Consider the following 23,240-nt stretch of genomic DNA (forward strand, 5'->3'; position numbering starts at 1 on the left):
GCCAGCGAAGGGCGCACCGCCGAATCACACCCGTTCGCTGACCACGCCCACCTGCAATGCCCGCCCGGCCTTGAGCCCGAAACCGAGTGCGCCCAGGCCAATCACTGCAAAGATCCAGCCCACCGCGCTCCAGCCGCCCGTCATGTCATGCACCAGGCCAACCGCGAACGGCCCCATCGACGCCAGCGTGTAGCCCACCCCCTGGGCCATGCCCGACAGGTTCGCCGCCACGTGGGAATCCTTCGAACGCAGCACGATCAGGGTCAGCGCCAGGGCAAAGGTTCCACCCTGACCTATCCCCAGGAGCACTGCCCAGCCCCACAGGCCGCCCAGCGGCGCATACAGGCAACCGAACAGCCCCGCCAGGGTCAACAGCATCACCAGCACGATCGCCAGCCGCTGTCCTTGCCGCGGGTGGCCAGCCACGGCGCGGTCAAGGCGCTGAGCAACTGCACCAGCACCGACCCGGACAGCACCAGCCCCGCCTCGGTCGGGCTCAGCCCGCGCCCGATCAGGATCGATGGCAACCAGCCAAACACGATGTATGCCAGCGACGACTGCAGGCCCATGTACAGCGTCACCTGCCACGCCAGCGGGTCACGGAACAAGCCGCGCACCCGATACGCCACGCGGTGCTGGCCATGACCTTGACGTGCCTGGGGCAGCCAGAACAGCGCCGCAACCACCGCAGGGACCAGCCAGAAACCCAGGCCCAGGGCCCAACTGCCGCCAAAGTGCTGACTCAGCGGCACGCTCGCACCGGCCGCCAGGGCGGCCCCCAGGCACAGCGCCATGGTGTACACGCCTGTCAGCGCGCCGGCATGCTTGGGGAAGTCGCGCTTGACGATGCCCGGCAACAGCACACCGATCACACCGATGCTGGCCCCCGCCAGAATGCTCCCGACAAACAGCCCCAGCGCACCCAGCGAGCTGCGCAGCAGAATGCCGCACGCCAGCGTGAGCAGGATACCCAGCACTACCCGCTCACTGCCAAAACGCCGCGCCAGGATCGGCGCCAAGGGCGCGAACAGGCCCAGGCACAGCACCGGCAATGTGGTCAGCAATCCCGCTTGCGATGCGCTCAGGCCCAGGCTGTCGGACACCTGGCCGAGCAATGGCGCCATGCTCGACAGCGCCGGGCGCAGGTTCAGTGCCACCAGCACCAGCCCCAGCAGCAGCAACCAGGGGCGCAGCAGCACCACCGGTTGCTGCACCTGGGCATCGTCGGCTTCGGCGTCGATCAACAGTTCGTCGAGCGGCGGGTTGGGTCTGGGCATGGCGGCCTCGGCTTCAGGGTTGATTGATCAGGGTCCGGCTGAGGGCCTTGGCCCGCTCAGGGTCGCGTTGTTCCACCGCATCGAGGATGTCGCGGTGCAGGTCGAACACCGCCTGGCGTCGCGGGCCATGCATGCTGCGGTGCACCGCGCACGCCACCACCCCGGAAAAGTAGCGGTACAGCTCGCTCAGGGCCGGGTTGTGCGCCGCATCCACCAGGCGCTGGTGGAACACCATGTCGCAGACCACGTAGGTATCAAGGTCGTCATGGAAGTGCAGGCCGCTGTGCTGCAAGGCTTCGTGCAGGCCCTTGAGGTCGTCGTCGGTGCGCCGCTGGGCGGCCAGGCCGATGGCCTCGGCTTCAAGGATGTGACGGGTTTCGCGGGCCTGCTCCAGGCTGCAGCGTGACAGCACCTGCACGGTACCCAGCGGATCGACATTGGCGCGCAGGTAGGTACCGTCGCCCTGACGCACCTCGACCAGGCCACTGAAGGCCAGTACCCGCATCGCTTCACGCACGGTGTTGCGGCTGATGCCCAGGTCCAGCGCCAGCTCGGGCTCGGTGGGCAGGCGCTGGCCGACCGCCCAGGCACCGTCGGCCACGCGCTGGCGCAGTTGTTCGACGGCCTGCTCGACCAGCGAGCGTTTGATCAGTTGGGTCATTTCGGCACTTACATCCAATCATCGGATGAATTTGAAAAACGGAGAATAGCCGGTGCACCGTGTTGATGCAATCGCCAGCCAGGCTGGCGAAGGGACGACGCGCAGTCAGTTCAACGCGTCAAGCAACGCCTGGTTCTGTTCCGGGGTACCGATGCTGATGCGCAGGAACTGGGCGATACGCGCCTGCTTGAAGTGGCGCACGATCACGCCCTGCTCACGCAGCTTGGCCGCCAGTGCCGCGGCATCCTGCCCAGGGTGGCGGGCAAAGATGAAGTTGGCCGCCGAGGGCAGCACCTCAAAACCGCGATCGGTCAACTGCGCAACCAACTGCTCGCGGCTGTCGATGACTTGACGGCAGGTCTGCTCGAAGTAGGCCTGATCTTCGAACGCCACCGCCGCCCCGACAATCGCCAGGCGATCCAGCGGATAGGAGTTGAAGCTGTTCTTGATCCGCTCCAGCGCCTCGATCAGGTCCGGATGCCCGACGGCCAGGCCAACCCGCAGGCCGGCCAGCGAACGGGATTTGGACAGGGTCTGGGTCACCAGCAGGTTCGGGTAACGGTCCACCAGGGCGATGGCTGTCTGGCCGCCGAAGTCGATATAGGCCTCATCGACCACCACCACCGAATCCGGGTTGGCCGCCAGGATCCGCTCGATTGCCTCCAGCGCCAGCAGGCAACCGGTGGGCGCGTTCGGGTTGGGGAAGATGATCCCGCCGTTGGCGCGCCGATAGTCCTCGACGCGGATCTGGAACTGCGCGTCCAGCGCCACCGCCTCGTAAGGGATGCCGTACAGGCCACAGTAGACCGGGTAGAAGCTGTAGCTGATGTCCGGGAACAGCAGCGGCGCGTCGTGCTGGAACAGGCCGTGGAAAATGTGCGCCAGTACTTCGTCCGAGCCATTGCCCAGGAACACCTGGCCAGGCTGTACACCGTAGTAGGTGGCCACGGCCTGCTTGAGCCGGTCGCCATTGGGGTCCGGGTACAGGCGCAGGTTGTCGTTGAGTTCGCCGCGCATGGCCTCCAGCGCCTTGGGCGACGGGCCATAGGGGTTCTCGTTGGTGTTGAGCTTGACCAGTTTCGTCAGTTTGGGCTGCTCGCCCGGCACATAAGGCACCAGGTCCTTGACGAAGGGGCTCCAGAATTTGCTCATGCTCAGTTGCCCTCTTTATCGACAGGGGTGTGATCGCCAAGGATGCGGTATTCGGCGCTGCGCGCGTGCGCGCTCAGGGACTCGCCACGGGCCAGTACCGAGGCGGTGCGGCCCAGTTCGGACGCGCCCTGCTCGGAACAGAAGATGATCGAGGAACGCTTCTGGAAGTCGTATACCCCCAGCGGTGAGGAGAACCGCGCGGTGCCGGAGGTGGGCAGCACGTGGTTGGGGCCGGCGCAGTAGTCGCCCAGCGCTTCGCTGGTGTGGCGGCCCATGAAGATCGCGCCGGCGTGGCGGATCTGCGGCAGCCAGGCCTGCGGGTCGGCCACCGACAGCTCCAGGTGCTCGGGCGCGATGCGGTTGGCCACGTCGATGGCCTGCTGCATGTCACGCACATGGATCAGCGCACCACGGCCGTTGATCGAGGTCTGGATGATCTCGGCACGGTCCATGGTCGGCAGCAGCTTGTCGATGCTCGCCGCCACGCGGTCGAGGAACTCGGCATCGGGGCTGACCAGGATCGCCTGGGCGTCTTCGTCGTGCTCGGCCTGGGAGAACAGGTCCATGGCGATCCAGTCCGGGTCGGTCTGGCCGTCGCACACCACCAGGATCTCCGACGGGCCGGCGATCATGTCGATGCCCACCTGGCCGAACACGTGACGCTTGGCCGTGGCCACGTAGATGTTGCCCGGGCCTACCACCTTGTCGACCTGCGGCACGCTCTCGGTGCCATAGGCCAGTGCGGCGACAGCTTGCGCGCCACCGATGGTGAACACGCGGTCGACCCCGGCAATGCAGGCGGCAGCCAGCACCAGTTCGTTGATTTCACCACGCGGTGTAGGCACCACCATGACCACCTCGGTCACGCCGGCAACCTTGGCCGGGATCGCGTTCATCAGCACCGACGATGGATACGACGCCTTGCCGCCCGGTACATACAGGCCGGCGCGGTCCAGCGGCGTGACCTTCTGGCCCAGCACCGTGCCGTCGGCCTCGGTGTAGGTCCAGGAGTCCTGTTTCTGTTTTTCGTGGTAGCTGCGCACGCGGCGCGCGGCGGTTTCCAGCGCTTCACGCTGAGCGGTGGTGATGCGCGTCAGGGCCAGTTCAAGGCGTTCGCGATCAAGGATCAGGTCGTTGATCGAGGTCGCCTGCACGCCGTCGAAGCGCTGGGTGAACTCCACCAACGCCGCATCGCCACGCTCGCGCACTGCCTTGATGATATCCAGCACCCGCTGGTTGACCGCATCGTCAGACACGCTTTCCCAGCTCAGCAGATGATCCAGATGTCGGGCGAAATCCGGGTCAGCAGCGTTGAGTCGGCGAATTGCAGTGGACGTGGTCATGGCTAAGGCCTCGGTAAATGGCGGATGCTCAGGCGCCCTAAGCTACCAGTCCATCCGCGCGGGCACCCGAGAAAATTGGCTATGACGCGGATAGACGGGCGCGACAGCACAGGTCGCGCGCAGAGGTCAGCCGCGGTGCCGCGATTGCACGGCCAGACGCAAGGCGTCGATCAGGCTCTGGATGCGTGCATGCTGCATCTTCATCGAGGCCTTGTTGACCACCAGCCGCGAGCTGATGGTGGCGATCAGCTCCTGGGGTTCCAGGCCGTTGGCGCGCAAGGTGTTGCCGGTGTCGACCACGTCGATGATCTTGTCGGCCAGGTTGATCAGCGGCGCCAGCTCCATCGAGCCATACAGCTTGATGATGTCGACCTGGCGGCCCTGCTCGGCGTAGTAGCGCTTGGCAACGTTGACGAACTTGGTGGCCACGCGCAGGCGCCCCTTGGGTTCGGCTGCACCGATGGCGCCTGCGGTCATCAGCTTGCACTGGGCAATCTGCAGGTCCAGCGGCTCGTACAGGCCCTGGCCACCGTACTCCATCAGCACGTCCTTGCCTGCCACACCCAGGTCGGCAGCGCCATGCTCGACATAGGTCGGCACGTCGGTGGCCCGCACGATCAGCAGGCGTACGTCGTCCTGGGTAGTGGGGATGATCAGCTTGCGGCTTTTGTCCGGATTCTCGGTCGGCACGATGCCCGCCTCTGCCAGCAGTGGCAGGGTGTCATCGAGAATACGGCCCTTGGACAGCGCGATGGTCAACATGGGAAACGTCAATCCTTAAGCGGCTTTGGCCGCCGAGCCCGACCAGGCACTCGACGGCAATCAATTCGGTACGCCAGTGGCGTGGCGCGTCCCTGCGCCGTGTGCAGCCTAGCCCGGTACGCGACGAATCTTGGCGCCCAGCATCTGCAGTTTTTCTTCGATGCACTCGTAGCCACGGTCTATGTGGTAGATGCGGTCGATCAGGGTATCGCCTTCGGCCACCAGGGCCGAGATGACCAGGCTGGCCGACGCCCGCAGGTCGGTGGCCATGACCGGTGCACCCTTGAGGGTCTTGGTACCGGTGACGATGGCCGTGTTGCCTTCGACCTGGATCTGCGCGCCCATGCGGTGCATTTCATACACGTGCATGAAGCGGTTTTCGAAGATCGTCTCGATCACTGCGCCCGTGCCTTCGGCAATGGCGTTGAGGGAGATGAACTGCGCCTGCATGTCGGTCGGGAACGCCGGGTACGGGGCAGTACGCAGGTTGACGGCCTTGGGCCGCTTGCCATGCATGTCCAGCTCGATCCAGTCTTCACCGGTGGTGACTTCGGCACCGGCTTCCTTGAGTTTTTCCAGCACCGCTTCAAGGATGGTCGGATCGGTGTCCTTGACCTTGACGCGGCCACCGGTCACGGCAGCGGCAACCAGGTAGGTGCCGGTCTCGATACGGTCGGGCATCACGCGGTACACCGCCGAACCCAGACGCTCTACGCCATCGATGGTGATGGTGTCGGTACCGGCACCCTGCACCTTGGCGCCCATGGCATTGAGGAAGTTGGCCAGGTCGACCACTTCCGGCTCGCGCGCGGCGTTCTGCAGCACGCTGCGGCCCTTGGCCAGGGCCGCGGCCATCATGATGTTCTCGGTACCGGTCACGCTCACGGTGTCGAAGAAGAAGTGCGCGCCACGCAGGCCACCTTCAGGCGCCTTGGCCTTGATGTAGCCACCTTCGACTTCGATCTTGGCGCCCATGGCTTCGAGGCCACGGATGTGCAGGTCGACCGGACGCGAACCAATCGCGCAACCGCCAGGCAGGGCCACTTCGGCTTCGCCGAAACGGGCGACCATCGGGCCCAGCACCAGGATCGAGGCACGCATGGTTTTCACCAGCTCGTACGGTGCGATCAGGGTCTTGATGGTGCGCGGGTCGATTTCCACCGCGAGCTTTTCGTCGATCACAGGCTCGATGCCCATGCGCCCGAACAGCTCGATCATGGTGGTGATGTCGTGCAGGTGCGGCAGGTTGCCGACCGTGACCGGGCCGTCGCAGAGCAGGGTGGCCGCCAGGATCGGCAGCGCTGCGTTCTTGGCACCGGAAATACGGATTTCGCCATCAAGACGAACGCCGCCAGTAATAATCAGTTTGTCCATTTCGAGTCTCGCCGCCAAAGTTGGCTCAGGTGCGCTCAGCCCAGGCTGCGCTGCTGAAAAATTTCATGGTTACCGCATGGATGCTGCCATCGGTGATCCAGGGGTTCAGGTGAGCATAGATCTGCTGCTGACGCTTGACCGGGCTCAGGGCCGCCAATTCGTCACTGATTACGTTCAGCTGGAAGTTGCAGCCTTCGCCTTCAACTTGACCCGGGTTCCCGGCAACTTTTCTTCAAGGAAGTTCTTAACTTCTACGGCCTGCATGCTCAACCTCAATCGGCGCCCTGTGCGCGCGGGTCGGCCATCATACAAAAAAGCCCCTCGCCTGCGAACCCCGTAAACGAGGACTCTGACAGAGGGGCCCGTCGCGCACCCGTGGTTATTGACTCGCGAGCAGTTCGCCGAGCCCGTAGACCTCGGCGATTTCGCGCATGCCGTGGGGCATTGCACGTACCGAGAGGGTCTTGCCCGCGGCCTGCCCATCGCGGATGAATGCCAGCAGCAGGGACAGGCCCACGCTGCTGGACAGCTCCACCGCTGAACAGTCCAGCACCAGTGCCGGCGCCGTACTGGAGGCGATCAGTGCCTTGCCCTGCTTGCGCAGCGCCGGGCCCGAGCGGTAGTCCAGCACGCCCGACAGGCTTAGCACGCCAGCCTCGGCGAGGGTCACCGCCGCACTCATTGGGCCTGCTGCTCGGCAGCTTGCTCAGTGGTTTGCTTGGCCTTGGCCACTTCGCCGGCCCAGCCGTCGATGGTCTTGTCCAGGTCGTTGCCGTTGCGCTGCATGGCATCGGAGAACTGGTCGCGGAACAGCTTGCCGATGTTGATGCCGTTGACGATGACGTTGCGTACCTTCCACTCGCCATTGAGCTTGGTCAGGGTGTAGGAAACCGGATAGACGGCGCCGTTGTTGCCTTTGACCGTCATGTCGACGCTGGCACGGTCGTCGCCGTCCTTCTTCTCGGCGCCCACGGTGATGCCCTGGTTGTTGTATTCGAGCAAGGCATTGCCATAGAACTGCATCAGGCTGCGCTTGAAGTTTTCCTGGAAGCGCTGCATCTGCTCCGGGGTGGCCTTGCGCGAGTACTTGACGGTCATGATGCTGCGCGAAATGCCGTCGGCATCCACCACCGGGCCCAGGTTGGCATTGAGCGCATCGTAGAACGCGCTGGGGTTGGCCTTGTACTGCTCCTTGTTGGCCTTGAGGTCGGACAACAGTTGCGCGGTAGTGGTCTGGATCACGTCTTTGGGCGTCTGCACGGCCGCAACGGCCAGCAACGGCAGGGTCGCCAGCAATACCAGCAGGCCGCGTCGCAGGATAGAAATCATGGAAACTCCTTATTTAGCTTCTTTGCCAACGGTATTGAGCAGGAACTTGCCAATCAGATCTTCCAGCACCAGCGCCGACTGGGTGTCATGGATGGTTGCACCTTCCTTGAGCACGCCGTCTTCACCGCCCACACTGATGCCGATGTACTTCTCGCCGAGCAACCCGGCGGTCAGGATCGAGGCAGTGGAGTCGGTCGGCAGGTTGTCGACGCGCTTTTCCAGTTGCAATGTCACCCGACCAGTATAGGTATCGCGGTCCAGATCGATGGCAGTGACCTTGCCGATGGTCACACCGGCCATGGTCACCTTAGCTCTGACAGTCAAACCGGCGATATTGTCGAAGTAAGCATAAACTTTATAGGTATCGCTGCTCGGGCTGGCGGACAGGCCGCTGACGCGCAGGGCCAGCAGAAGCAGCGCCAGGATCCCGGCCAGGAGGAACAGGCCGACACCGATTTCCAGGGTGCGGTTTTGCATCAGAAATCTCCAAACATCAAGGCGGTCAGAATAAAGTCCAGACCCAGGACTGCCAACGAGGCATAGACCACGGTCTTGGTAGTGGCTCGGCTGATCCCCTCTGAAGTGGGCTCGCAGTCATAGCCTTGGAATACGGCAATCCAGGTGACGACAAAGGCAAACACGAGGCTCTTGAGCACCCCGTTGAGTACGTCGTCAGTAAACGAAACGCTGTTCTGCATGTTCGACCAGAAGGAGCCTTCGTAGACGCCCAGCCAGTCGACGGCGACCCACGAGCCACCCCAGATGCCGACGACACTGAAGATCATCGCCAGCAGCGGCAGCGAAATGAAGCCAGCCCACAGGCGCGGCGCCACGATGTACTTGAGCGGGTCGACACCGATCATCTCGAGGCTCGACAGCTGCTCGGTGGACTTCATGTTGCCGATTTCGGCCGTCAGCGCCGACCCGGCGCGCCCGGCGAACAGCAAGGCGGTGACCACCGGGCCGAGTTCACGCAGCAGGGTCAGGGCCACCATCTGCCCGACCGCCTGCTCCGAACCGTACTTGGTCAGGATGCTGAAGCCCTGCAGGGCCAGCACCATGCCGATGAACACACCGGATACGACGATGATCGCCAGCGACATCACGCCGACCGAATACAACTGCTTGACCAGCAACTGGAAGCCACCGCCAATACCGCCGCGCCCTACCAGGGCATGCAGCAGGAACAGGCAGGAGCGACCCAGCACGGCTATCACGTCGATGGCCGAGCGGCCAAACAGACGAACACGTTCGAGCAAGGATTTTCTGCGCATCAACGCTTCCCCAGAAGATCGGCGCGGTAATCAGGCGCAGGAAAATGAAAGGGCACCGGACCATCCGGGTCGCCTTTCATGAATTGACGAATGCGCGGGTTGTCCGAGTTCATCAGCTCCTGCGGCGTCCCCTCCCCCAGCACCTGCCCGTCACCCACCACATACAGGTAATCGGCAATGCTCGCGGTTTCTGCAAGGTCGTGCGACACCACGATGCTGGTGATACCCAGCGCGTCGTTGAGCAGGCGGATCAGGCGCACCAGCACACCCATGGCGATCGGGTCCTGGCCGACGAAGGGTTCGTCGTACATGAGGATCTGCGGGTCCAGCGCGATTGCGCGGGCCAGTGCCACGCGCCGCTTCATGCCGCCGGACAGCTCGTCAGGCATCAATTCGATCGCACCGCGCAGGCCAACCGCCTGCAGCTTCATCAGCACGATGTCGCGAATCATCTCCTCGGACAGCTGAGTATGCACGCGCAGCGGGAACGCGACGTTCTCGAACACATCGAGGTCGGTGAACAGCGCACCACTCTGGAACAGCACGCCCATGTGCTTGCGGGCGTCGAACAGGTCGCTGCGCGACAGCGTCGGCAGGTTCTGCCCCGCCACCCACACTTCACCACTGGCCGGACGCAATTGGGCGCCCATCAACCGCAGCAGCGTGGTCTTGCCACACCCGGACGGCCCCATGATGCCGGTGACCTTGCCGCGCGGAATGCGTATGTCGACATTATTGAAGATGCTGCGCGAGCCGCGCTTGAAGGTCACGCCCTTCAACTCGACCGCGTAGGCGTTATCAACGCTCATCTAAACTCCTTGCGATGCAGCCTTCTCACTCAGACGCCCACCTCCTTCATGGAGCACGCACGCTCTGAGCGGGCCGAACAGGCGGCGAACTATAGCACCGCTGATAGGGCCGCCCCAAGGCCGGCACCGCGCTTGTTCAGGCTAAGTTAAGGCTCGATTAAGCTTCGACGCGGATGATCCGCACAAACACAGGTGAGGCTTTGGCACATTACCGCTATAATCCCCGCCTTTTCATCAGGCAATCCGATTTACGACATGAGCCAATCCACCGACCTGATCCAATCCGCACAGCGCACCATCCGTCTCGAACTCGAAGCGGTGGAAGGCCTGCTGGCCCACATCGACGCCGATTTCGTCAAGGCCTGCGAGCTGATCCTGGCCAGCAAGGGCCGGGTCGTGGTGGTGGGCATGGGCAAATCCGGGCACATCGGCAACAAGATTGCCGCGACCCTGGCCAGCACCGGCACCACGTCGTTCTTCGTCCACCCGGCCGAAGCCAGCCACGGCGACATGGGCATGATCACCAAGGATGACATCATCCTGGCCCTGTCCAACTCCGGTTCCACCAACGAGATCGTGACCCTGCTGCCGCTGATCAAGCGCCTGGGTATCACGCTCATCAGCCTGACCGGCAACCCCGACTCGCCGCTGGCCAAGGCCGCCGAGGTCAATCTTGACGCCCGCGTGGCACAGGAAGCCTGCCCACTGAACCTGGCGCCGACCTCCTCGACCACCGCCGCACTGGTGCTGGGTGATGCATTGGCCATCGCGCTGCTCGAAGCACGCGGCTTCACCGCCGAAGACTTTGCCTTCTCGCACCCGGGCGGCGCCCTGGGCCGACGCCTGCTGCTCAAGGTCGAGAACGTCATGCACGGCGGCGACGAACTGCCCCAGGTCCAACGCGGCACCCTGCTCAAGGACGCGCTGCTGGAAATGTCGCGCAAAGGCCTGGGCATGACGGTGGTACGCGAAAGCGACGGGCGCCTGGCCGGGGTGTTCACCGACGGCGACCTGCGCCGCAGCCTGGACCGCAACATCGATGTACACAGCACCTTGATCGACGATGTGATGACCGTGCACGGCAAGACCGCACGCGCCGAGATGCTCGCCGCCGAGGCCCTGAAAATCATGGAAGACCACAAGATAAGCGCGCTGGTAGTGGTGGACTCGCTCGACCAGCCGGTCGGCGCGCTGAACATGCACGACCTGCTGCGCGCCGGAGTGATGTAAATGACCCAGGACCTGCTGCAACGCGGCAAAGCCATCAAACTGGCGATCTTCGACGTCGACGGCGTACTGACCGACGGCCGCCTGTATTTCCTCGAAGATGGCAGCGAATTCAAGACCTTCAACACCCTCGACGGCCAGGGCATCAAGATGCTCATGCACTCCGGCGTGACCACCGCGATCATCAGTGGTCGCAAGACCCCGGTCGTCGAGCGGCGTGCCAAAAACCTCGGCATCCCTCACCTGTACCAGGGGCGCGAAGACAAACTGGTGGTGCTCGACGAGCTTCTTGGCCAACTGGGCCTAAGCTATGAGCAAGTGGCCTACCTGGGCGACGACCTGCCAGACCTGCCGGTGATTCGCCGGGTGGGGCTGGGCATGGCCGTGGCCAACGCCGCCAGCTTCGTGCGTGAACACGCCCATGGCGTGACGCATGCACGTGGCGGCGAAGGCGCGGCCCGCGAATTCTGCGAACTGATCCTGCAAGCCCAGGGCAACCTGGACGCGGCGAATGCCAATTACCTGTAGAGCGATCCATGTTCAGTAAAAAAATCCGCAATATCGCGCTGTTCAGTGTGATCGCTGCCTTGCTCGCAGCGGTCGGCTACTGGAACATCAGCCCGCAGACGTTCCTCGACCAGCCCGTGGCGCAGGTCGACGAGAAGGCCATCGACTATTACGCCATCAATGCGCACAGCGTGCAGTTCCTGCCCGACGGCAAGCTGCAGTACGAGATGACCGCCGACAAGGTCGAACACCTGCAGGTCAGCGAAGTGACCCTGCTGACCACCCCGGACCTGAACATGTACCGCGGCACCGCCTACCCGTGGCACGTGCAGAGCACCCGCGGCGAAGTCAACCCGGACGGCACCGAAGTGGAACTGATCGACAATGTGCGGGTAGCGCGTACCGACGACCAGAACCGCGAGACCATCATTACCACCACCCGCATGACAGTCTTCCCGCAGAAGCAATATGCGCAAACCGAGCAAGCCGTTAGAATCGACGGCGCCGGTGGCACAACTACGGGCAAGGGAATGAAAGCGTATTTGAAAGACGGCAGGATGAACCTGCTGTCCAACGTAAGAGGACAGTATGAGGCTCGTTAAAACCCTCCCCTTTTTGCTCAGCCTGAGCGCAGCACTGGGAAGCGCGAGCGCCTGGGCCCTGCCGAATGACCGCGATCAGCCTATCCGTATCCAGGCCGACGACGCTCAACTGGATGACAAGCAAGGCATCGCCACCTACCGGGGCGATGTCATCATCACCCAGGGCTCGATGATGATCAAAGGCAACACCGTGACCATCACCCGTGCCGCCAGCGGCGATATCGACGTGGTGACCTCGGTGGGCAACCTGGCCTACTTCGAGCAGCAGCAGAGCGCCGCCAAGCCGGACAAGATGCAAGGCTACGGCAAGCAGATCCAGTACCAGGCACAGAAAGACCTGGTCATCCTGACCGACCAGGCCAAGGTGATCAACGAAGGCAACACCACCGAGGGCGAGAAGATCGTCTACAACACCAAGTCCCAGGTGGCCACCGCAGGTCGTGGCGGCCAGGTTTCGACCCCGCGCCCACGCATCGACATGGTGATCCAGCCGAAGAAGAAGGCCGAGTAAATGGCAACCCTCAAAGCCCAGCATCTGGCCAAGAGCTACAAGAGCCGGCAAGTCGTGCGTGACGTCAGCCTGTCGATCGACAGCGGCCAGATCGTCGGCCTGCTCGGCCCCAACGGTGCCGGCAAGACCACCTGCTTCTACATGATCGTCGCCTGGTACAGGCCGACCAGGGCCGCGTACTGATCGATGACCTGGATGTGAGCCATCAGCGATGCACGGGCGCGCCCGCGCCGGCATCGGCTACCTGCCACAAGAGGCGTCGATCTTTCGCAAGCTGTCGGTGGCCGACAACATCATGGCGATCCTGGAGACCCGTAAGGAGCTCGACCGCGATGGCCGCCGCAAAGAGCTGGAAAGCCTGCTGCAGGAGTTCCACATCAGCCACATTCGTGACAACCTCGGCATGAGCCTGTCCGGTGGTGAGCGACGTCGCGTGGAAATCGCCCGCGCCCTGGCCACCGCACCAAAGTTCATCCTGCTCGACGAACCGTTTGCCGGTGTCGACCCGATCTCGGTGGGCGACATCAAGCAGATCATCCATCACCTCAAAGCCAAGGGCATCGGCGTTCTGATCACCGATCACAACGTGCGGGAAACACTGGATATCTGTGAAACTGCTTACATCGTCAACGATGGCCAGCTGATCGCCGAAGGCGACGCCGAAACCATCCTGGCCAATGATCTGGTGAAAGAGGTGTACCTCGGTCACGAGTTCCGCCTGTAAGCTCGTGATGCATGGCGCTGCCTGGGCGCTGGCAATCGACCCCGAAACGGGTTTAATTGTTACAGCGCTCTAGGCAAACGCTTCGATTTCAGGCATATAATTTGCTTAAAGTTGGCGCTTTCGCGCCCTTGTAGTAGATGGCGCCTGTGCGCCGGCGAATAAGGTGTTAAGCCCCTGCCATGAAACCATCGCTCGTCCTAAGAATGGGCCAGCAACTGACGATGACCCCTCAGTTGCAACAGGCCATCAGACTGCTCCAGCTTTCCACACTGGATCTGCAACAGGAAATCCAGGAAGCCCTGGAGTCCAACCCGATGCTCGAACGCCAGGAAGAAGGCGAAGACTTCGACAACAGCGATCCCATGGCCGACAACGCCGAGTCCAAGCCGGCTGCCGAGCCGCAGGAAACCAGCTTCCAGGAAGCCGCCCCCACGGTGGACAACCTCGAGGACGGCGAATGGAGCGAACGCATTCCCAACGAGCTGCCGGTCGACACGGCCTGGGAAGACATCTACCAGACCAGCGCCAGCAGCCTGCCCAGCAATGACGATGACGAGTGGGACTTCACCACCCGCACCTCGGCCGGCGAAAGCCTGCAGAGCCATTTGCTGTGGCAATTGAATCTGGCACCGATGTCCGACACCGACCGGCTGATCGCGGTGACGCTGATCGACTGCATCAACAGCCAGGGCTACCTCGACGAGACGCTGGAAGAAGTCTGCGAGTCGTTCGACCCGGAACTGGACATCGAACTCGACGAAGTCGAGGCCGTACTGCACCGCATCCAGCAGTTCGAACCGGCGGGCATCGGCGCGCGCACCCTGGGCGAATGCCTGTTGCTGCAACTGCGCCAATTGCCCCCGCGCACGCCGTGGATGGCCGAAGCGCAACGCCTGGTCAGTGACTACATCGACCTGCTCGGCAGCCGCGACTACAGCCAGCTGATGCGCCGCATGAAGCTCAAGGAAGACGAACTGCGCCAGGTCATCGAACTGGTCCAGAGCCTCAACCCGCGCCCTGGCTCGCAGATCGAGTCGAGCGAGGCCGAGTACGTGGTGCCCGACGTGATCGTGCGCAAGGATTCCGACCGCTGGCTGGTCGAACTCAACCAAGAGGCCGTACCGCGCCTGCGCGTCAACGCGCAATACGCCGGCTTCGTGCGCCGCGCCGACACCAGCGCCGACAACACCTTCATGCGCAACCAGTTGCAGGAAGCGCGCTGGTTCATCAAGAGCCTGCAGAGCCGCAACGAGACCCTGATGAAGGTCGCCACACAGATCGTCGAGCACCAGCGTGGCTTCCTCGACCACGGCGACGAAGCGATGAAGCCGCTGGTCCTGCACGATATCGCCGAGGCCGTGGGGATGCACGAGTCGACCATTTCGCGGGTGACCACGCAGAAATACATGCACACCCCGCGCGGCATCTACGAACTGAAATACTTTTTCTCGAGCCACGTGAGCACCGCTGAAGGCGGCGAATGCTCGTCCACGGCGATCCGCGCGATCATCAAGAAACTGGTCGCAGCGGAAAATCAGAAAAAGCCATTGAGTGACAGCAAGATCGCTGGTTTACTGGAGGCACAAGGCATCCAGGTAGCACGTCGCACCGTCGCCAAGTACCGCGAGTCCCTCGGCATTGCACCGTCGAGCGAACGCAAGCGATTGATGTAGCGCTTCCTGAGATGTGCCACCGCAATTCAGTGGCAGGCGCAATACCTGCCTCTTATGCACCGGCAACAAAGGAGAAGCTGTATGCAAGTCAATATCAGTGGACAGCATGTAGAAGTCACTCCGCCCCTGCGCGAGTATGTTGAGCAGAAGCTGAAACGACTGGAGGGGCACTTCGACAAGATCACCAACGTGCAGGTGATCATGAAGGTCGAAAAGCTTCAGCAGAAAATTGAGGCGACCTTGCAGATCCCGGGCGGCGAAGTAGTTGCCAACGCCGAGCATGAAGACATGTATGCAGCGATCGATGCCCTGACCGACAAGCTCGACCGCCAACTGAAAAAACACAAGGAAAAACAGCAAAGCCTCCTGCAAGGTGCAGCGGCCCGCTGACCCCCCTCACCCATGATCCGACTAGAAACCATCCTGACCCCCGGCCGTTCACTTGTGAACGTGCCGGGCGGCAGTAAAAAGCGTGCGCTCGAACAGATTGCCAATCTGATCGGCAAAGAAGTGCCCGAACTGGACACCCAGACCGTGCTCGAAAGCCTGATCGCCCGTGAAAAACTGGGCTCGACCGGCTTCGGCAACGGCATTGCCATCCCGCACTGCCGCTTGAAAGGTTGTGAAAACCCGGTAAGCGCCCTGCTGCACCTGGACGCTCCCATCGATTTCGACGCCATCGATGGCGCCCCCGTCGACCTGCTGTTTGTACTGCTGGTCCCGGAAGCCGCCACCGACGCGCACCTGGAGCTGCTGCGCCAGATTGCCAGCATGCTCGATCGCCAGGACGTACGCGAAAAACTGCGTAAAGCGCCTGACAATGAATCCCTGTACCAGGTCGTACTGGACGTGCAAAACGGGCACTGAACATGCGCTTGATCATCGTCAGCGGCCGGTCTGGTTCCGGCAAGAGCACCGCCCTCGCGGTACTTGAAGACAACGGCTATTACTGCATCGACAACCTGCCTGCCGGGCTGTTGCCGCAACTGGCCGAAAACGCGCTGATCAATACCGAGCTCATGCAACCGCTGGTGGCAGTGTCGATTGACGCCCGCAACCTTCCCAGCCACCTCAGCCGCTTCCCCGAGCTGCTGGAGGATGCGCGCAGCCGGCACATCCACTGCGATGTGGTGTACCTGGACGCCGACGAAGACACCCTGCTCAAGCGCTTCTCGGAAACCCGTCGGCGCCACCCGCTGACCAACCCGCTGCGCTCGCTGGCGGAGGCCATCCGGGTCGAGAGCGAGCTGCTGGGGCCGATTGCCGACCTGGCCGACCTGAAGATCGACACCACCAACCTGAACCTGTACCAGTTGCGTGACTCGATCAAGCTGCGCCTGCTCAATCAGCCCGAGCCAGGCACTGCCTTCCTTGTCGAGTCATTCGGCTTCAAGCGCGGCATGCCGGTCGATGCCGACCTGGTCTTCGACGTACGCTGCCTGCCCAACCCGTACTGGAAGCCCGAACTGCGCGAGCACTCCGGGCTGGAACAACCGGTCATCGACTACCTGGCCGCACAGCCGGATGTCGAAGAGATGTTCCAGGACATCTCCACGTATCTGCTCAAATGGCTGCCGCGTTTTGCCGCCAGTAATCGAGCCTACGTCACCATTGCCATTGGCTGCACCGGGGGTCATCACCGCTCGGTGTACCTTACCGAGCGCCTGGGCCAGGTGCTGCAGCAAACACTGAAGAACGTCCAGGTCCGCCACCGCGACCTCTAGCCCCCAGGATCCCTCCCGCGATGCCCGCTCAAGAAATAACCATCATCAACAAGCTGGGGCTGCACGCCCGGGCAGCGGCCAAGTTCGTTGGCGTGGCAGGCAAATTCCCATGCTCGGTGCGCGTCGGCCGCACGCCAGAGTCGATGGTCGACGGCAAGAGCATCATGGCCGTGATGATGCTGGCGGCAGGCAAAGGTACGCAGATCCATCTGCATACCGAAGGTGAAGACGAAAACGAGGCGCTCAAGGGCTTGATCGAACTGATCAACAACTACTTCGACGAAGGCGAGTGACCTCGCCTCCCTGCATCAGGACAATGCGGTATCCATCACCATCATCAGGCAGAAGCCGATGCACAGGCCGAGGCTGGCCAGGCGATGGTTACCGTTGCTGCGTGATTCCGGAATGATTTCCTGAGTCACCACCAGCAACATGGCACCCGCGGCAAAGGCCAACCCCAACGGCAGCATCAACTCGGCAACACTCACTACCCAGGCGCACAGCACGGCTGCCAGCGGCTCTACCAGCCCGGAAGCGGCACCAATCAGGAACGCCTTGAAGCGCCCCATGCCGGCACCGGCCAGCACCAGGGCGATCACCAGCCCCTCTGGCACATCCTGCAGCGCAATCCCCATCGCCAGGCTATCGGCATCCGCCATGCCGCCCCCCGCCGACACGCCAATGGCCATGCCTTCGGGGATGTTGTGGGCAATGATGGCAATCACAAACACCCAAATACGCGCCGGGATCACCGGCTTGCCGGGTGCCGCCACCAGGGCATCGGGCGACACGCTCGACACCTTGCGGTCTATCAGGTACAGACAGAATGCGCCGAACAGCAGGCCGAAGCTGATCAGACCACCAGCCCCCCACTTGCCAAAACCGACCGCTTGCGCGGCATCCAGGCCCGGGATGATCAGCGAGAAGGCGGTCGCCGCCAGCATCACGCCAGCGCCGAAGCCGAGCAGGGTGTCAGCCACCGCCACCGGCATGCTGCGAATCACCAGCACCGGCACCGCCCCCAGCGCAGTGCCCAATGCGCACAACGCGCCACCTTCCAGCGCGCGCAACATGCGCGGCTCAAGGTCGAGCCACGCAAAGCCCTGCACCACCAGCAAGGCGGTGCCCATCAACAACAGCAGCGTGCCCAGCGCCAGTCGAAACAGGCGCACGCTGCCAATGGCCATCACATCCGAGCGCATACCGCTAAGACTCACACCAGCGCGGCGACGTAACGACGTTCTACTTCGGACCAATTGATCACGTTGTAGAAAGCGCCGATGTATTCGGGACGACGGTTCTGGTAGAGCAGGTAGTAGGCGTGCTCCCAGACGTCCAGGCCAAGAATCGGCGTATTGCCGTTCATCAACGGGCTGTCCTGGTTGCAACTGCTCTCGACCACCAGGGTTTTCTCCGGGGTCACGCTCAGCCATGCCCAGCCACTGCCGAAGCGGGTCAGCGCGGCCTTGGTGAAGGCATCCTTGAAGGCCTCGAAGCCACCCAACTGGTCGTCGATCGCTTCGCCAACCGCACCGTGCGGCTGCCCACCGCCCTGCGGCGCCATTACCGTCCAGAACAGGCTGTGGTTGGCATGCCCGCCACCCTGGTTGATCACCGCCGCCTGCAGGTTCTGCGGCAGGGTTTTGACACTGGCGACCAGTTGCTCGATCGGCCACTCGGCGTACTCGGTGCCCTCGATGGCAGCATTGAGGTTGTTGATGTAGGTCTGGTGATGCTTGCTGTGGTGGATCTGCATGGTCTGGGTATCGATGTGCGGTTCAAGCGCATCGTAGGCGTAAGGCAATGCAGGCAAGGTATGCGGCATATCAGTGGGTTCCATAGTGAGAAGCTGAGGGCTGTAGTTGTTCCTGGCCGGCAAGCAATGCCGGTTGCGCCCCTTGGCGATACAGCAGGCGTTCGGTACGCGGGTACTGGCCGTACTCGCTGATGAAGTTCAACAGTTCGGTGTACGTCGCACCGCTCTGGCGCAACGCGGCATCGCGCAGGGTCGGCGACAGGCGTTCGTCCTGGCAGGTCTGCAACAGCCGCTGGTGGATCGCGCAGAGGTATTCCGCGCTCTCCTGCGGCTGCTTCAGACGCAGGTGCAGATCGGCCAGGTTGTGATGCGAGATGACACAGGCGGCCACCGCTTCATCGGCGTCCTGCCAGCGCTCGAACAACACCTGGGCCAAGGCCAGGGCCTGCAAGTACAACTCGCGGGCGTCTACCAGGTCGCCTTGTTGGAACAGGCGGTTGGCTATTTCAGTGGTGCGTTTCCAATGCTGCATGGCAAACCTCCAAAGCGGTGGGCGGTATCAGATACCGCCAGCCGTGAGCTTTTCCGGATCGAGCAGGGCTTCCAGCTGGCTGCGTGGCAGATCGGTGTGCTCCAGCGCCACCTCGATGATCGGCCGGCCCTGCTTGTAGGCGGTCTTGGCGATCTCGGCAGCCTTCTGGTAGCCGATGATCGGGTTGAGCGCGGTCACCAGGATCGGGTTGCGCGCCAGGGCTTCCTTGAGCTTGGGCTCATTGACCTTGAACGTGGCAATGGCCTTGTCGGCCAGCAGGCGACTGACGTTGGCCATCAGTTCGATGCTGCTGAGCAGGTTCTGCGCAATGATCGGCAGCATCACGTTGAGTTCGAAGTTGCCCGACTGACCGGCCACTGCGATGGTCGCGTCGTTGCCGATGACCTGGGCGGCGACCATGGCAGTCGCTTCCGGAATGACCGGGTTGACCTTGCCCGGCATGATCGAGGAGCCGGGCTGCAGCCCTTCGAGCTCGATTTCACCCAGGCCTGCAAGCGGGCCGGAGTTCATCCAGCGCAGGTCGTTGGCGATCTTCATCAGGGCCACCGCGGTGGCCTTGAGCTGGCCGGAAACCGCCACGGCGGTATCCTGCGAGCCGATCAGGGCAAACAGGTTTTCACCCGGCACGAACTTCACCTGGGTCAGGCCGCTCAGTTGCTGGCTGAAACGCGCCGCGAACTCGGGGTGGGCGTTGATGCCGGTACCCACTGCGGTACCGCCCTGCGCCAGCGCCTGCAGGCTTGGCAGGCTGTTGTTCAGGTGACCGATGCTGGCCTTGACCTGCGCTGCCCAGCCGCCCAACACCTGACTCATGCGCACAGGCATGGCGTCCATCAGGTGAGTGCGCCCGGTCTTGATGAACGGGTGGACCTGCACGGCCTTGTGCTCGATGACCTGCACCAGGTGCTGGAGCGCCGGCAGCAGTTGCTCGTGCAATGCCAGCGCGGCACTCACATGAATGGTGGTCGGGATGATGTCGTTGCTGCTTTGACCGCAGTTGACGTGATCGTTGGGGTTGACGGTGTCACCCAGCACGCGGCTGGCGAGGGTCGCGATCACTTCGTTGGCGTTCATGTTCGAACTGGTGCCGGAACCGGTCTGGTACACATCGACGGGGAAGTGCTGCATGAAATCACCGGCCAGCAACTGCTCGACGGCAGTGACGATGGCACTGCCCTGGGCCTGGCTGATCTGCTCCAGCTCCACGTTGGCCTTGGCCGCGGCAGCCTTGGCCAGCAGCAGTGCGCGAATGAACTGGGTCGGCATGCGCTGCTGGCTGACGGGGAAGTTGTTCACCGCGCGCTGGGTCTGGGCGCCATACAGGGCCTCGGCCGGCACCTGCAGTTCACCCATGCTGTCACGCTCGATACGGGTATTACTCATCATCAAGTCCTTGCATCAGTTCAGCGAAAGAAATCGAAGGCAGCAGCGTGCAGTTCGCCAGTTGCAGGGCGAAAGGCTGCCAGCGCTGGCCGTGCTCGCCACCGTCGAGCTTGCGCAGCTGCAACAGCGGCTTCCAGGCCTGGTCCAGGCACAGGCAGCGCCAATGCCACGGCAGCATGCGGTCGCACGCGGTGTCGAGCAGCAGGCGGAAGGAGGTCAGGGCGACGGTCCAGGCGCAGGTCTCGGTACAGCACACCAGATAGCGCCCTTCGGCGAGGTAGTGCTCGATCAGGCGCGGCTCATCCGGCTCCAGCGCGCAGCGAATTCGCCGGCTCAGCCAGCGCCAGTTTTCGAGGTAGGGCAATTCGTGAAGGACAGGTCTCATGAACATCATCGCCTAGATAATGATAGTCATTATTAAGTGATAATCAGAATCAGTTCAAGTACGACCAAAGACGAAAAACAAAAAGCCCGACGCGAGGGTCGGGCTTCAGATAGAGGTGTCGAGGTGTTTGACCGGGCCCCTTCGCTGGCGAGCCAGCTCCCACAGGGTCGATGTACATAGCACCATGTGGGAGCTGGCTTGCCAGCGAAGGGGTCAGCGAGGTCAGCTACCCGCGACGGTCATGCGCTCGATCAGCACCGAGCCTGTATGGATATTGCTGCGGGTTTCCAGGTCGTTACCAATCGCGACAATTTGCTGGAACATGTCTTTCATATTGCCGGCGATCGTCACTTCCTGCACGGCAAACTGGATCTCGCCATTCTCGACCCAGTACCCCGCTGCACCGCGCGAATAGTCGCCGGTGACCATGTTCAAACCGTGCCCCATCAGCTCGGTCACCAGCAGCCCGCGGCCCATCCGGCGCAGCAGTGCCGCCTGGTCTTCAACCCCATGGGTCACATACAGGTTGTGCACGCCCCCAGCATTGGCGGTACTCGGCAGCCCCAGCTTGCGGCCCGAATAGGTACCCAGCACATACGACACCAACTCGCCTTTCTCGACGAAAGGTTTGGCATAGGTGGCCAGGCCATCACCGTCGAACGAGGCACTGCCCAGTGCACGCTGCAGATGCGGACGTTCGTCCAGGGTCAGCCAGCTGGGGAACAGGCGCTGCCCCATGCAGCCTTCCAGGAAGGAGGACTTGCGGTACAGGTTGCCGCCGGAAATGGCCGACAGGAAGCTGCCAAACAGGCCACCGGCCAATTCTGCCGAAAACAGCACCGGCACTTCGCACGTCGGCACCGGGCGCGCGCCCAGGCGTGAGGCGGCACGTTGCGCAGCCCGACGGCCAATGCTCTGCGGGTCGGCCAGCAGCTCGCCCTGGCGGTTCACGTCGTACCAGTAATCGCGCTGCATCTGCCCGTCGCCTTCGGCGATCATCACACAGCTCAAGCTGTGCCGGGTGGAGGCATAGCCGCCAATGAAACCGTGGCTGTTGCCATACACGCGGCAGCCCTGGTGCGTGCTCAACGTGGTGCCATCGGCATTCTTGATGCGGGCATCCGCGTCGAATGCGGCGGTTTCACAAGCCAGTGCCTTTTCGATGGCCTGCTCGGGGCTGATGTCCCAGGCGTGGTACAGGTCGAAGTCTTGCAGGTCACGCGCCATCAAGGCGGGGTCCGCCAGGCCCGAGCATTCGTCTTCGGAGGTGTGCTTGGCGATCGCCAGCGCTGCGGCCACGGTTTCGCGAATCGCTTCGCTGCCGCTCGCCGAGGTGCTGGCCGAGCCCTTGCGCTGCCCCACGTACAGGGTGATGCCAAAGCCCTGGTCGCGGTTGAACTCGACCGTCTCGACTTCGCGCTGGCGCACCGAGGTCGACAACCCCTGTTCCAGCGAGACCGCCACTTCACAGGCACTCGCGCCCTGGCGCCGGGCTTCGGCAATGATCTGTTCGACCTGCTCCTGCAAGGCCGGCAGGGCTTGTGGACCTACGCTCTGGACTGCACTCATGGTTTTCTCCACTCAAATTCTGCGTTCGGCGCGGGTCAATCTACGACCGGACCGGACAAGCGGCCCCCGACTGGTTATCATGGCGGCGATTCTCAGCGGACTGCCCCCATGGTTGATTCTTACGACACCGCCTTTGACGGCGAAAAAAGCAAAACCCAGATCAAGCGCGAGATGCAGGCGCTGGTTGATATGGGCGAGCGCCTTACCACGCTCAAGCCCGATATCCTGGCCAAACTGCCCCTGACCGACGAAATGCGCGCGGCCCTTGAAGAGCACAAGCGGCACACGGCGAACGAGGCCAAGCGGCGTCACAAGTCGTTCATCGGCAAGCTGATGCGCGACCAGGACGTCGACGCGATTCTGGCACTGCTCGACCAACTCGACGCATCTTCCCGCCAGTACAACGAGCGTTTCCACAACCTGGAACGCTGGCGCGACCGGCTGATCGACGGCAACGATGAAGTCCTGGAGAAGTTCGTCCAGGAGTTCCCGGATGCCGATCGCCAGCAACTGCGCTCGCTGATCCGCCAGGCCCAGCACGAGCTGGCGCGCAACAAGGCGCCCACCGCGAGCCGCAAGATCTTCAAGTACATTCGCGACCTCGACGAGATTCAGCGCGGCCTGCGCTGAACCCCGCAACCGGGC

26 protein-coding genes and 3 pseudogenes are annotated in these 23,240 nt (G+C 62.8%); 11 read left to right on the forward strand and 18 right to left on the reverse strand.

Going from position 1 to position 23,240, the window contains the following annotated elements:
* Window positions 1-24 precede the first annotated feature (24 nt).
* The 12 genes and pseudogenes from G3436_RS07250 to G3436_RS07305 all read right to left on the reverse strand — a co-directional run bounded on the left by G3436_RS07250 (window position 25) and on the right by G3436_RS07305 (window position 9,981).
* Window positions 25-1,277 (reverse strand): annotated as a pseudogene (locus tag G3436_RS07250) (CynX/NimT family MFS transporter).
* A 13-nt stretch (window positions 1,278-1,290) separates the two neighbouring features.
* Entirely contained in the window at window positions 1,291-1,938 is a 648-nt protein-coding gene (locus G3436_RS07255) for a FadR/GntR family transcriptional regulator (protein ID WP_163942968.1), read from the reverse strand.
* A gap of 105 nt (window positions 1,939-2,043) precedes the next feature.
* Window positions 2,044-3,090 (reverse strand): histidinol-phosphate transaminase, encoded by a 1,047-nt coding sequence (gene hisC / locus G3436_RS07260; protein WP_163942971.1) that lies wholly within the window; start codon window positions 3,088-3,090, stop codon window positions 2,044-2,046.
* Between the two features lie 2 nt (window positions 3,091-3,092).
* A complete protein-coding gene (gene hisD, locus G3436_RS07265) occupies window positions 3,093-4,433 on the reverse strand; it encodes a histidinol dehydrogenase (protein WP_163942974.1) in 1,341 nt (446 codons plus the stop codon).
* Between the two features lie 126 nt (window positions 4,434-4,559).
* Window positions 4,560-5,195: an ATP phosphoribosyltransferase gene (hisG, locus tag G3436_RS07270; protein ID WP_163942977.1), complete on the reverse strand. Its 636-nt coding sequence runs from the start codon at window positions 5,193-5,195 to the stop codon at window positions 4,560-4,562.
* A 108-nt stretch (window positions 5,196-5,303) separates the two neighbouring features.
* Window positions 5,304-6,569, reverse strand: a complete 1,266-nt coding sequence (gene murA, locus G3436_RS07275; RefSeq protein ID WP_163942980.1) for a UDP-N-acetylglucosamine 1-carboxyvinyltransferase — start codon at window positions 6,567-6,569, stop codon at window positions 5,304-5,306.
* Between the two features lie 25 nt (window positions 6,570-6,594).
* Window positions 6,595-6,833, reverse strand: a pseudogene (locus G3436_RS07280) (BolA family protein).
* Window positions 6,834-6,948: 115 nt separating this feature from the next.
* Window positions 6,949-7,251, reverse strand: coding sequence for an STAS domain-containing protein (locus G3436_RS07285; RefSeq protein ID WP_163942983.1), 303 nt, complete (start codon window positions 7,249-7,251; stop codon window positions 6,949-6,951).
* Window positions 7,248-7,898 (reverse strand): MlaC/ttg2D family ABC transporter substrate-binding protein, encoded by a 651-nt coding sequence (locus G3436_RS07290; RefSeq protein ID WP_163942986.1) that lies wholly within the window; start codon window positions 7,896-7,898, stop codon window positions 7,248-7,250. The genes G3436_RS07285 and G3436_RS07290 overlap by 4 nt, the downstream gene beginning before the upstream one ends.
* A gap of 9 nt (window positions 7,899-7,907) precedes the next feature.
* Window positions 7,908-8,375, reverse strand: a complete 468-nt coding sequence (mlaD, locus tag G3436_RS07295; protein WP_163942989.1) for an outer membrane lipid asymmetry maintenance protein MlaD — start codon at window positions 8,373-8,375, stop codon at window positions 7,908-7,910.
* A complete protein-coding gene (gene mlaE / locus G3436_RS07300; RefSeq protein ID WP_163942992.1) occupies window positions 8,375-9,172 on the reverse strand; it encodes a lipid asymmetry maintenance ABC transporter permease subunit MlaE in 798 nt (265 codons plus the stop codon). The genes mlaD and mlaE overlap by 1 nt, the downstream gene beginning before the upstream one ends.
* Window positions 9,172-9,981, reverse strand: a complete 810-nt coding sequence (locus G3436_RS07305) for an ATP-binding cassette domain-containing protein (RefSeq protein WP_163942994.1) — start codon at window positions 9,979-9,981, stop codon at window positions 9,172-9,174. The genes mlaE and G3436_RS07305 overlap by 1 nt, the downstream gene beginning before the upstream one ends.
* Before the next feature lie 255 nt (window positions 9,982-10,236).
* Here G3436_RS07305 and G3436_RS07310 point away from each other — a divergent pair, with 255 nt between their 5' ends.
* The 10 genes and pseudogenes from G3436_RS07310 to G3436_RS07355 all read left to right on the forward strand — a co-directional run bounded on the left by G3436_RS07310 (window position 10,237) and on the right by G3436_RS07355 (window position 17,242).
* Window positions 10,237-11,211, forward strand: a complete 975-nt coding sequence (locus G3436_RS07310; RefSeq protein WP_163942997.1) for a KpsF/GutQ family sugar-phosphate isomerase — start codon at window positions 10,237-10,239, stop codon at window positions 11,209-11,211.
* A complete protein-coding gene (locus G3436_RS07315; RefSeq protein WP_163943000.1) occupies window positions 11,212-11,736 on the forward strand; it encodes a KdsC family phosphatase in 525 nt (174 codons plus the stop codon).
* Between the two features lie 8 nt (window positions 11,737-11,744).
* Entirely contained in the window at window positions 11,745-12,317 is a 573-nt protein-coding gene (lptC, locus tag G3436_RS07320; RefSeq protein ID WP_163943003.1) for an LPS export ABC transporter periplasmic protein LptC, read from the forward strand.
* Window positions 12,304-12,828, forward strand: a complete 525-nt coding sequence (lptA, locus tag G3436_RS07325) for a lipopolysaccharide transport periplasmic protein LptA (protein ID WP_163943007.1) — start codon at window positions 12,304-12,306, stop codon at window positions 12,826-12,828. The genes lptC and lptA overlap by 14 nt, the downstream gene beginning before the upstream one ends.
* Window positions 12,829-13,552: pseudogene (lptB, locus tag G3436_RS07330) on the forward strand (LPS export ABC transporter ATP-binding protein).
* A 179-nt stretch (window positions 13,553-13,731) separates the two neighbouring features.
* Window positions 13,732-15,225 carry an RNA polymerase factor sigma-54 gene (locus tag G3436_RS07335; protein ID WP_163943009.1) on the forward strand — a complete coding sequence of 498 codons (1,494 nt, stop codon included), beginning with the start codon at window positions 13,732-13,734 and terminating at the stop codon, window positions 15,223-15,225.
* A gap of 81 nt (window positions 15,226-15,306) precedes the next feature.
* A complete protein-coding gene (gene hpf, locus G3436_RS07340) occupies window positions 15,307-15,615 on the forward strand; it encodes a ribosome hibernation-promoting factor, HPF/YfiA family (RefSeq protein WP_163943012.1) in 309 nt (102 codons plus the stop codon).
* 12 nt (window positions 15,616-15,627) lie between these two features.
* Window positions 15,628-16,092 (forward strand): PTS IIA-like nitrogen regulatory protein PtsN, encoded by a 465-nt coding sequence (gene ptsN / locus G3436_RS07345; RefSeq protein WP_163943027.1) that lies wholly within the window; start codon window positions 15,628-15,630, stop codon window positions 16,090-16,092.
* A 2-nt stretch (window positions 16,093-16,094) separates the two neighbouring features.
* Window positions 16,095-16,949, forward strand: coding sequence for an RNase adapter RapZ (rapZ, locus tag G3436_RS07350; protein WP_163943030.1), 855 nt, complete (start codon window positions 16,095-16,097; stop codon window positions 16,947-16,949).
* A gap of 20 nt (window positions 16,950-16,969) precedes the next feature.
* Entirely contained in the window at window positions 16,970-17,242 is a 273-nt protein-coding gene (locus G3436_RS07355; RefSeq protein WP_163943033.1) for an HPr family phosphocarrier protein, read from the forward strand.
* Window positions 17,243-17,257: 15 nt separating this feature from the next.
* Here the strand turns inward: G3436_RS07355 and G3436_RS07360 are convergent, their stop codons facing one another.
* The 6 genes from G3436_RS07360 to pmbA all read right to left on the reverse strand — a co-directional run bounded on the left by G3436_RS07360 (window position 17,258) and on the right by pmbA (window position 22,595).
* Window positions 17,258-18,151 carry a ZIP family metal transporter gene (locus G3436_RS07360; protein WP_163943036.1) on the reverse strand — a complete coding sequence of 298 codons (894 nt, stop codon included), beginning with the start codon at window positions 18,149-18,151 and terminating at the stop codon, window positions 17,258-17,260.
* An 11-nt stretch (window positions 18,152-18,162) separates the two neighbouring features.
* Window positions 18,163-18,774, reverse strand: coding sequence for a superoxide dismutase (locus G3436_RS07365; RefSeq protein WP_163943039.1), 612 nt, complete (start codon window positions 18,772-18,774; stop codon window positions 18,163-18,165).
* Between the two features lies 1 nt (window position 18,775).
* Entirely contained in the window at window positions 18,776-19,237 is a 462-nt protein-coding gene (locus G3436_RS07370; protein WP_163943041.1) for a tetratricopeptide repeat protein, read from the reverse strand.
* Window positions 19,238-19,264: 27 nt separating this feature from the next.
* On the reverse strand, window positions 19,265-20,641 hold the full coding sequence (locus tag G3436_RS07375; protein ID WP_163943043.1) for a class II fumarate hydratase: 1,377 nt from the start codon (window positions 20,639-20,641) through the stop codon (window positions 19,265-19,267).
* Entirely contained in the window at window positions 20,634-21,035 is a 402-nt protein-coding gene (locus G3436_RS07380) for a FagA protein (protein ID WP_163943045.1), read from the reverse strand. Before G3436_RS07380 ends, G3436_RS07375 begins: the two co-directional genes overlap by 8 nt.
* A 213-nt stretch (window positions 21,036-21,248) precedes the next feature.
* On the reverse strand, window positions 21,249-22,595 hold the full coding sequence (gene pmbA, locus G3436_RS07385) for a metalloprotease PmbA (protein WP_163943047.1): 1,347 nt from the start codon (window positions 22,593-22,595) through the stop codon (window positions 21,249-21,251).
* A gap of 108 nt (window positions 22,596-22,703) precedes the next feature.
* On the opposite strand from pmbA, the gene yjgA reads away from it, so the two are divergent.
* On the forward strand, window positions 22,704-23,225 hold the full coding sequence (gene yjgA / locus G3436_RS07390) for a ribosome biogenesis factor YjgA (protein WP_163943049.1): 522 nt from the start codon (window positions 22,704-22,706) through the stop codon (window positions 23,223-23,225).
* Window positions 23,226-23,240 lie beyond the last annotated feature (15 nt).

Source organism: Pseudomonas brassicae, from assembly GCF_010671725.1.
GTDB lineage: Bacteria > Pseudomonadota > Gammaproteobacteria > Pseudomonadales > Pseudomonadaceae > Aquipseudomonas > Aquipseudomonas brassicae.